Here is a 9,040-nt window from a genome sequence, read left to right as displayed (position 1 = left end):
ATTAATGACCAACATGGTCATTTGGTTGGTGATGAAGTATTAAAGGAAATGGCGAACAGATTAAATAGCCGTACCCGTAAAGATGACTTTGTCGCAAGACTTGGTGGTGATGAGTTTGCAATTATTTTAAATTCAATTACAAAAGTTGACCAACTTATCGTTTTCGCAGAAAATTTGATTAAATGTTGTGAAACACCTCTATATTATCAGGACTTATCCATCCAGTTTAGCTTTAGTCTTGGAATTGCTCTTTCTGACAATGCCTCCTCTCCTGAAGACTTAATTTCTCAGGCAAATCAGGCAATGTATAAAGCCAAAACCTTGCAACATCACTGGTATATCTATCATTCATAATTCACTGAGGCTTTTTATTCATGCTAATTAAATCATTAAAATTTATGCTAGTGGGGTTCATCTGTATTGCCCTTTCTGCTTGCATGACATCAGGTCTGAGTCATAAGCAAGTCCGTTTCTTAAAAAAAGAAGGTTTTGTACTTACCGATGAAGGATGGCGCCTAGGATTACCAGAACGTTTATTATTTGATTTCAATAAGTCTGATATTCATCCAGGGCATGAGCAAGAGGTTATTCAGCTTGCCAGTCAGCTTCGCAAATACAATCTTAATAAAATTAAGGTAATTGGCTATACTGATAATATTGGTTCTCCTGAATATAACCTCAACTTATCACAACAACGTGCGGACAGTGTCGCAAGCATCTTTTTAAAGCATGGTTTTCTAAGTCAAAATGTTACGACTCAAGGTAAAGGTTCAGCTCAGCCAATTAGACCGAATGATAGTGAGGTAAATCGTGCAGAAAACAGACGAGTAGCTATTATTATTATCCCTTGATAATCTCAATATTAAGGTCTCATTTGAGACCTTTTTTATTGTGTGTCAAATTACAGGCATAAAAAAACCGCATTTAAGCGGAATTTATACTTTAAGTTTTGAAACTTAAATTGGTCGGAGCAGTAGGATTCGAACCTACGACCCCCTGGTCCCAAACCAGGTGCACTACCAGGCTGTGCTATGCTCCGAATTGGGGTGAATGATGGGGCTCGAACCCACGACAACCGGAATCACAATCCGGGGCTCTACCAACTGAGCTACATCCACCGTTACAACATTTCAGGATCTAAATATCAAGCTACCGAATGGCGCGCCTGACAGGATTCGAACCTGTGACCATCCGCTTAGAAGGCGGATGCTCTATCCAACTGAGCTACAGGCGCATGACCGAGATAACAAATATCTACGAGATACCTTTGCCTTGAAGAATTGGTCGGAGCAGTAGGATTCGAACCTACGACCCCCTGGTCCCAAACCAGGTGCACTACCAGGCTGTGCTATGCTCCGATTCATCTCAGCTTATCGTATCGCACATCGTGCGGTACGGTGTGCATTCTAGGCGTGACGCCCTCAGACGTCAACACCTATATTAAAAAAAAATAAAAAAAACGCTTCAAATGTTTATTTATCAAGCATTTTAGCTGATTTTAGCCTTTCATCTTTGCAGTAAAGTTCAACATTCGATCAAGCGGCAACTTTGCTCGCTCAGTCAGCGTATTATCAACGAATATTTCTTGATCATGTTTTTCAAGAACATCCAATATTGCATCTAGCTCATTCATTGCCATCCAAGGACAATGTGCACAAGAACGGCAAGTTGCACCATCACCTGCTGTTGGTGCTTCAATCAAAGTCTTGTTTGGTACCAGTTGTTGCATTTTATAAAAAATGCCTCTATCCGTTGCAACAATCAATTGTTCATTTGGCAGCGTCTGTGCAGCTTTGATCAGTTGCGAAGTACTTCCTACCGCATCAGCAATTTCTACAACTGATTCTGGTGATTCTGGATGCACTAGCACTGCTGCATCAGGATAAAGTGCTTTCATTTGAGCTATACCTCGTGCACGAAACTCTTCATGTACAATACATGAACCATCCCATAACAGCATATCAGCACCTGTTTTTTTCTGAATGTAACGTCCCAAATGCTGATCTGGTGCCCAAATAATTTTTTCACCCAAACTATCCAAGTGTTCAACAATTTCAACCGCACAACTTGACGTGACAACCCAATCCGCACGAGCCTTAACCGCGGCGGAAGTATTGGCATAAACCACGACAGTATGCTCTGGATGTGCATCACAAAACGCAGTGAACTCATCTACAGGACAACCCAGATCAAGCGAACAGGTTGCCTCTAGTGTTGGCATCAGAATAGTTTTTTCAGGAGAAAGTATTTTTGCTGTTTCTCCCATAAATTTAACCCCGGCAACAACCAAAGTTGTTGCAGCATGATCTCGCCCAAAACGTGCCATTTCAAGAGAGTCTGATACACAGCCACCTGTAACTTCTGCAAGTTCCTGAATATCTGGGTCACAATAATAATGTGCAACCAGTACAGCATTATTTTTTTCTAATGCTGCCTTGATTTGCTCAAATTTTTCCTTTTTTAGCTCTGGACTTAAACTGTTGTCCTTTGGCTCCCCTAAACGATCTAAATGCGCTTGCACAATCGATTTTGCTTCGTTGGCAATTAAATTGGTCGCATCATTCATACAAGGTCTTCTCTATCCTTAAACGCTGGCAATATCGCTAGCTTACATACACATGTGAAGTCGTGTTAGCAAATCTTCACCTAAATATTTGCAAATTATAAAAAAGCCTCAAGAATGAGGCTTTAATAAGAGAATTTGATCAAGAACGGTAATCTGCATTGATTTTGACATAGTCATACGATAAATCACAGGTATATACCGTATCTTTAGCAGTCCCACGTCCTAGATCCACAAGAATGGTAAGCTCAGGCTGTGTCATCACTCTTGCACCTGCTTCCTCGGTATAATCCGCTGCCGCACCACCATCTTTACAGATCTGGACATCATCCAGCCAAACCTGAATCTTTTCAACATCCAGATCTTTGACACCAGCTTTACCAATAGCTGCCAAGATACGTCCCCAGTTCGGATCAGAAGCAAAAATTGCGGTTTTCACCAATGGAGAATGTGCAATGCTGTAGGCAATATCACAACACTCTTGGGTATCTTGACCACCTTCGACTGTCACTGTGATAAATTTTGTTGCCCCTTCACCATCACGTACAATCAATTGTGCCAAACGCTTCATGATGCGTGCCAGCACTTCAAGAACTACAGGATAACGTGCATCACCAATTTCACGAATTTCATCGCCCCCTGCTAATCCCGTAGCGGCGAAAATACACGAATCGTTGGTTGATGTATCACCATCAACTGTTATACGGTTAAAAGACTGTTCAACTGTCACTTTTAAAAGCTGCTCTACCAATTGTTTGGAAATTGGTGCATCCGTTGCAACAAAACTCAGCATGGTTGCCATGTTCGGACGAATCATACCCGCCCCTTTTGAGATCCCAGTCATACTGTATGTTATACCATCCAGTTCAAACTGTTCAGAAGCTCCTTTGGGTGTTGTATCAGTCGTCATAATGCCAGTTGCAGCATCTAACCAAGCATCATCAGTTAAACTATCCAGTGCAGGTTTTAAACCCTGTTCCAAACGTTGCAAAGGCAATTGCTCGCCAATTACACCTGTCGAAAATGGAAGCACTTCAAATGCTTCAACCTGAGCAAGTTCAGCAAGCTTCACACAGGTGAGCTGGGCGTTTTGCATTCCCAATTTACCTGTACCCGCATTAGCATTACCAGTATTAATCACTAGATAACGAGGATTCGCTTGAGCCAAATGAGCTTTAGAAACATGCACAGGTGCTGCACAGAACGCATTTTGAGTAAAAACGCCAGCGACATTTGTCCCCTTTGCAAATTCAAAAACAACTAAATCTCGTCGATTTGGATAACGTACATACGCCTCTGCAGAGCCGATTTTTACACCTTGTACCACATGCATGTGTGGCATTGTTACGTCACCAACAGCCATTTAAATCATCCAGTTGTTATGAAAGAAAAATAACAGCTTATTAGATATTGCCAAAAAAATCGAGGGTAATAGCGCTCCCATTCATATTTTCAATTATTTTTATTGTTATAAAACAAAAAGCCAGTGTAACACTGGCTTTTTAAGCATATCCAAAATTATTGTGCTGAATTTGGCGCCAGGTTACTAGCCAACAAAGTTTGTTTCGCTTTTTCCTGACTTGATGGAGATAATGCAGGATTTGCTGCAACAATACGGTTCGCTGTGGCTTCTGTAGCAGCTGCAATCGCCGCAGTTTTTAAAATAATAGGACGACCATTGGTATCACCCAAAGTATAACTAATACCAGTACGTGGGCTAATAACGGTTGTAGAGTTATTATTGACAACAGTTTGAGCTGAAGTTGCTCCCGTTGCTGCCTGTACTTTTGCTAAAGGAACAGTCTTCGAAACAGTATCTGCAAATGCTAACGTAGGTAGAGCTAAAGCTACAAATAAAAATGGTGTTAATGCTTTTTTCATTTTCTATCCAGTTTTTCAATCTGATCGTGCAAGTTAATAACATTTAATCATTGAGACTGCAATAATATTTCACTTGTTGAAACAGTTTTAAAAAAAAGCAGAACATTTGTCCTGCTTTTTTAAATATTAGATTTTACCGTGGCACTGTTTATATTTTAAACCCGAACCACATGGACAAGGTGCATTACGGCTCGCTGGTGGTATGATGTTCTGATTAGATTGTACATCTTCCACATCACTAGATGTGTTCGCTGTTACCTCACCTGTCAGACCATCAACATCATCATGAGCAAATGAAAGCTGCATAGCCTCTGCCTGAGCCTGTTGTTGTGCTTCTAGTTCTGCAATTTCTTCAGCAGTTGGCACATGCACACGTGATAAATCTGTAACTACATCAGATTTTATTGCACCTAACATGCTTACAAATAAATTGAATGCTTCTTTTTTATATTCCTGCTCTGGATTTTTTTGTGCATATCCACGTAGATGAATACCTTGACGTAAATAATCCATTGCTGCCAAATGATCTTTCCAGTGGCGATCCAGAGAGTTCAACATAAAATGACGCTCAAGCATCGCAGCAGACTCATCACCCATTTGTGTACGGCGATCATTGTAACGCGCTAAAACTTCATCAGATATTCTTTCGACTAATGCTTCTTCATCTAGACGACGATCATCTTCTAGCCATTGTTGAATTGGTAAATCAATTCCTAAATCAACGCGTAATGTATTTTCCAACCCCTCGATATCCCACTGATCATGAATTGACTCAGGTGGAATATAATTTTCAATCAGACCTTTCATTACGTCACGATGCATTTCTTCGATGTAATCCTGCAACGTACTTTCTGCCAAAATTTCATCACGTTGAGAGTAAATAATCTTACGTTGTTCGTTATTTACATCATCATATTTTAACAGGTTCTTACGAATATCGAAGTTACGCGCTTCAACTTTACGCTGTGCATTCTCAATTGAACGAGACACCATTTTATGTTCAATGGCTTCATCTTCTTTCAACCCCATGGCACGCATCATCGCAACAACACGATCACCAGCAAAGATACGCATCAGGTCATCTTCTAAAGATAAAAAGAAACGCGAAACACCTGGGTCACCCTGACGACCTGCACGGCCACGAAGCTGGTTATCAATACGACGAGACTCATGGCGCTCAGAACCAATAATATGCAGTCCACCAGCGTCCAGAACGGTTTGGTTATCGCGTTCCCACTCTGCTTTCAAACGGGCTTCGTCTTCACTTGTAGGATTTTCAATTTTCGCAAGCTTGGCTTTCCAGTTACCACCAAGGATAATATCGGTACCACGACCTGCCATGTTGGTTGCGATCGTTACAGAATCAGGACTACCTGCTTGTGCGATAATATCAGCTTCACGTTCATGCTGTTTTGCATTTAAAACTTCATGTTTAATACCTGCCTGAGAAAGCTTCTGAGAGAGAACCTCACTGGCTTCAATCGTCGCTGTACCCACCAGGATAGGAGCACGAGTTTGCTGAATCTGCTTGATTTCGGCAACGATTGCATCATATTTACCATTACGGTTTAAGTAAATTAAATCGTTCTGGTCATTACGGATCATTGGACGATGAGTCGGGATGATTACAACATCCAGACCATAAATTTCCTTCATTTCCGCAGCTTCGGTATCAGCTGTACCTGTCATACCAGAAAGTTTTTTGTATAAACGGAAATAGTTCTGGAAAGTTGTTGTCGCTAAGGTCTGGTTTTCAGGTTGGACTTCCAGACCTTCCTTGGCTTCTACTGCTTGATGCAAACCTTCTGACCAACGGCGTCCTGGCATTGTACGACCAGTATGTTCGTCGACAATAACCACTTCTCCTTCATGCACGATATAATGTACATCACGCTGGAACAAGAAATGTGCACGAATCGCAGCAGATACATGATGAACCAGATTTAGATTTGATGCTGAATAAAGACTTTCCCCTTCAGCTAGCAAGCCCATTTTAATCAGTTCGCGTTCCACAGCCTCATAACCGACTTCTGTCATTTCAATTGAACGCTGTTTTTCATCAATCCAGAAATGACCACCATCCGGCACTTTCTCTTCTTTTTGCGGATGAAGTTTTGGTGGGATCGTATTGATCGCAACATAAAGTTGTGATGAATCCTCACTTTGACCAGAAATAATCAGCGGAGTTCGTGCCTCATCAATCAGGATCGAATCGACCTCATCAATAATGGCATAGTTCAAACCACGCTGTTTTTTTTCTGCCATGGAAAAAACCATGTTATCGCGCAGATAATCAAAACCAAATTCGTTATTCGTACCGTAGGTAATATCGGCAGCATAAGCTTCAGCTTTTTCAGTTGGTGATTGCATTGAATAAATCACGCCAACAGATAAGCCTAAAAATTCATATAAAGGTCGGTTAAGCTCAGCATCGCGCTGTGCCAAGTAATCATTTACTGTAATTACATGCACACCTTGTCCGCTGATTGCGTTTAGATATACAGCCAAAGTACCCATTAGGGTTTTACCTTCACCTGTACGCATTTCAGCAATTTTACCTTCATGCAAGGTAATACCACCAATTAACTGAACGTCATAGTGGCGCATCCCCATAACACGCTTACCTGCTTCACGGCAGACTGCAAAAGCTTCTGGCAATAACTGATCTAAGCTTTCACCTTTATTATAACGTTGTTTGAATTCTTCAGTCTTAGCAGATAAGTCTGCATCGCTTAGGGCTGATATGGTCGGCTCGAGCGCATTGATCTTATCGACAATTTTACGCATACGTTTTAGTTCGCGCTCATTTTTTGTACCGAAGATACCTCCGATCAGACTTGCCAACATGTATAAACTCTCTAAATCTTTGTGAAATAAATTTTTCTCAGACGTTATTATGGTGCTAGAAATTTGAAGTACAAGGGTTTTGCACAAAACCAATAAAAAAAATCTGCTTTGAAGTTCTAACACGCTGTCCTAAAGGGCAATACTGTAGCAAATTTGCACGATTTATACATCGCCAATTTCAAGAATAGACTTATATTTTTTAACTACAATTAAAATCATATATTCCTTTATTTCATAAAGAAATGCAAAAACACTATTTTTATTTCTAAACCAATTCATCCATATTAGGTGTTAAGCATTTTCACTATAAATTTTCAAAGGTTAAATCATGACTTTACGTTTAGGCGATACAGCACCTGATTTTGAACAGGATTCAAGCGAAGGCACTATCAATTTTTATGACTTTCTTGGTAATCACTGGGGAATTTTATTTTCTCATCCAGCAGACTACACACCTGTCTGTACGACTGAGCTTGGCTTTACAGCAAAACTCAAAGATGAGTTTGAAAAGCGGGATGTGAAAGCCATTGCTCTTTCTGTAGATGATGTTGAATCTCATAAGGGATGGATTAACGATATTAATGAAACACAAAATACAACAGTTAATTTTCCGATTATTGCAGATAAAGACCGTAAAGTTTCAACGCTTTATGATTTCATCCATCCCAACGCCAGTGAAACAGTCACTGTCCGCTCTCTTGTCATCATTGATCCAGATAAAAAAGTTCGCCTGATTATTACTTACCCAGCATCTACTGGACGTAATTTTCACGAAATTTTACGTGTAATCGATTCTCTCCAATTAACGGATAACTATAAAGTTGCAACACCAGCGAACTGGCAAGATGGTGAGGATGTAGTCATTGTCCCAGCCATTAAAGATGAAACGGAGCTTACAGAACGTTTCCCAAAAGGATACACGGCGGTTAAACCATACCTCCGTTTAACACCTCAGCCAAACAAATAATCTGAAATAAATCTTTCCCTCCTGAAAAGGAGGGTTTAAAGATGACAAGCGACTAAATTGAATGATACTTGGTACTGAGCATTGATGGTCTTTGTTTAAAATCGTTAAACCAGTTCGCCAAATTCGGACGCTGGCTTTTCCACTCAAAACGACCATCTCTAAAATGAAAACCGATATAATCAAGAAAACAGGCTACAGAAATTTCACCAATCGAAATTTGATGATTGATATTATCAAAATGCTTTTCCAACCAATCTAGACATTCATTAATTGTTTTTCGGCATTGTTGAATTTTCTCAGAAGATTGCATATTTTCAGGTTTGAACTGCTCTTCCACCAGACGATCAATATAACGAACTGCACTATCTGACAGCGCCTGCAATCTTAAACTTTTAAAATATTCAATTCGATCATCAGGATATAGTTTTTTATTGACTTTAAGTGTGCTGAGATATTCACATATCAATTTTGAATTAAACAAAATTTCCTTTTGATTCAAAATCAACGCTGGCACTTGCCCTAAAGGATTAATCTCAGATAGATGCCGATGTGTTTCAGGATGAATCTGGATAAATTCAAATTGATCCTTCAAACCTAACTCTTCTATAACAATACGCACCTTACGTGAAAATGGAGAATAATGTGAATAGTATAACTGCATGATTTTTCTCCTTTCTTTTCATTTTCAATACATCTTGTTTTTTACTTTATTTCGCCAACAAGTATCTATAACAACGATGCTTATACATTACTACTGTAGTAATAAGCTACGGTATAAGCAC

The 9,040-nt window shown here is 39.9% G+C and carries 8 protein-coding genes and 4 tRNA genes; 3 read left to right on the top strand and 9 right to left on the bottom strand.

The genetic code is table 11. From position 1 onward, the window contains the following. Together KPC_RS15020 and KPC_RS15015 are read left to right on the top strand one after the other, a co-directional pair. Window positions 1–354: GGDEF domain-containing protein (locus KPC_RS15020; RefSeq protein ID WP_146196648.1), on the top strand; the 354-nt coding region annotated here is incomplete at its 5' end. A 20-nt stretch (window positions 355–374) separates the two neighbouring features. Then, entirely contained in the window at window positions 375–851 is a 477-nt protein-coding gene (locus KPC_RS15015) for an OmpA family protein (protein WP_121975172.1), read from the top strand. Between the two features lie 111 nt (window positions 852–962). On the opposite strand, the gene KPC_RS15010 is transcribed toward KPC_RS15015, so the two are convergent. The 8 genes from KPC_RS15010 to secA form a co-directional block, all read right to left on the bottom strand. Then, window positions 963–1,039 (bottom strand) — tRNA-Pro (locus KPC_RS15010). 3 nt (window positions 1,040–1,042) lie between these two features. Beyond that, window positions 1,043–1,118, bottom strand: a tRNA-His gene (locus KPC_RS15005). 39 nt (window positions 1,119–1,157) lie between these two features. Beyond that, window positions 1,158–1,234: transfer RNA gene (locus KPC_RS15000), tRNA-Arg, on the bottom strand. Between the two features lie 47 nt (window positions 1,235–1,281). Beyond that, window positions 1,282–1,358 (bottom strand) — tRNA-Pro (locus tag KPC_RS14995). A 140-nt stretch (window positions 1,359–1,498) separates the two neighbouring features. Then, window positions 1,499–2,566, bottom strand: coding sequence for a quinolinate synthase NadA (nadA, locus tag KPC_RS14990; RefSeq protein ID WP_121975171.1), 1,068 nt, complete (start codon window positions 2,564–2,566; stop codon window positions 1,499–1,501). 139 nt (window positions 2,567–2,705) lie between these two features. Next, on the bottom strand, window positions 2,706–3,926 hold the full coding sequence (argJ, locus tag KPC_RS14985; RefSeq protein ID WP_121975170.1) for a bifunctional glutamate N-acetyltransferase/amino-acid acetyltransferase ArgJ: 1,221 nt from the start codon (window positions 3,924–3,926) through the stop codon (window positions 2,706–2,708). A gap of 155 nt (window positions 3,927–4,081) precedes the next feature. Further along, a complete protein-coding gene (locus tag KPC_RS14980; protein WP_121975169.1) occupies window positions 4,082–4,444 on the bottom strand; it encodes a hypothetical protein in 363 nt (120 codons plus the stop codon). A 126-nt stretch (window positions 4,445–4,570) separates the two neighbouring features. Continuing rightward, window positions 4,571–7,291 (bottom strand): preprotein translocase subunit SecA, encoded by a 2,721-nt coding sequence (gene secA, locus KPC_RS14975; RefSeq protein ID WP_121975168.1) that lies wholly within the window; start codon window positions 7,289–7,291, stop codon window positions 4,571–4,573. Window positions 7,292–7,619: 328 nt separating this feature from the next. Between secA and KPC_RS14970 the strand changes: the two genes are divergently transcribed. Beyond that, window positions 7,620–8,258 carry a peroxiredoxin gene (locus KPC_RS14970; RefSeq protein ID WP_121975167.1) on the top strand — a complete coding sequence of 213 codons (639 nt, stop codon included), beginning with the start codon at window positions 7,620–7,622 and terminating at the stop codon, window positions 8,256–8,258. A 52-nt stretch (window positions 8,259–8,310) separates the two neighbouring features. Here the strand turns inward: KPC_RS14970 and KPC_RS14965 are convergent, their stop codons facing one another. Next, entirely contained in the window at window positions 8,311–8,919 is a 609-nt protein-coding gene (locus tag KPC_RS14965) for a glutathione S-transferase family protein (protein WP_121975166.1), read from the bottom strand. Window positions 8,920–9,040 lie beyond the last annotated feature (121 nt).

Source organism: Acinetobacter stercoris (assembly GCF_900323515.1).
GTDB lineage: Bacteria > Pseudomonadota > Gammaproteobacteria > Pseudomonadales > Moraxellaceae > Acinetobacter > Acinetobacter stercoris.
This window is presented reverse-complemented; position numbering and strand designations above follow the sequence as displayed.

Coding starts and splice junctions, on each gene's coding strand:
- KPC_RS15015 (WP_121975172.1), top strand. CDS start 375: ATGCTAATTAAATCATTAAAATTTATGCTAGTGGGGTTCATCTGTATT.
- nadA (WP_121975171.1), bottom strand. CDS start 2,566: ATGAATGATGCGACCAATTTAATTGCCAACGAAGCAAAATCGATTGTG.
- argJ (WP_121975170.1), bottom strand. CDS start 3,926: ATGGCTGTTGGTGACGTAACAATGCCACACATGCATGTGGTACAAGGT.
- KPC_RS14980 (WP_121975169.1), bottom strand. CDS start 4,444: ATGAAAAAAGCATTAACACCATTTTTATTTGTAGCTTTAGCTCTACCT.
- secA (WP_121975168.1), bottom strand. CDS start 7,291: ATGTTGGCAAGTCTGATCGGAGGTATCTTCGGTACAAAAAATGAGCGC.
- KPC_RS14970 (WP_121975167.1), top strand. CDS start 7,620: ATGACTTTACGTTTAGGCGATACAGCACCTGATTTTGAACAGGATTCA.
- KPC_RS14965 (WP_121975166.1), bottom strand. CDS start 8,919: ATGCAGTTATACTATTCACATTATTCTCCATTTTCACGTAAGGTGCGT.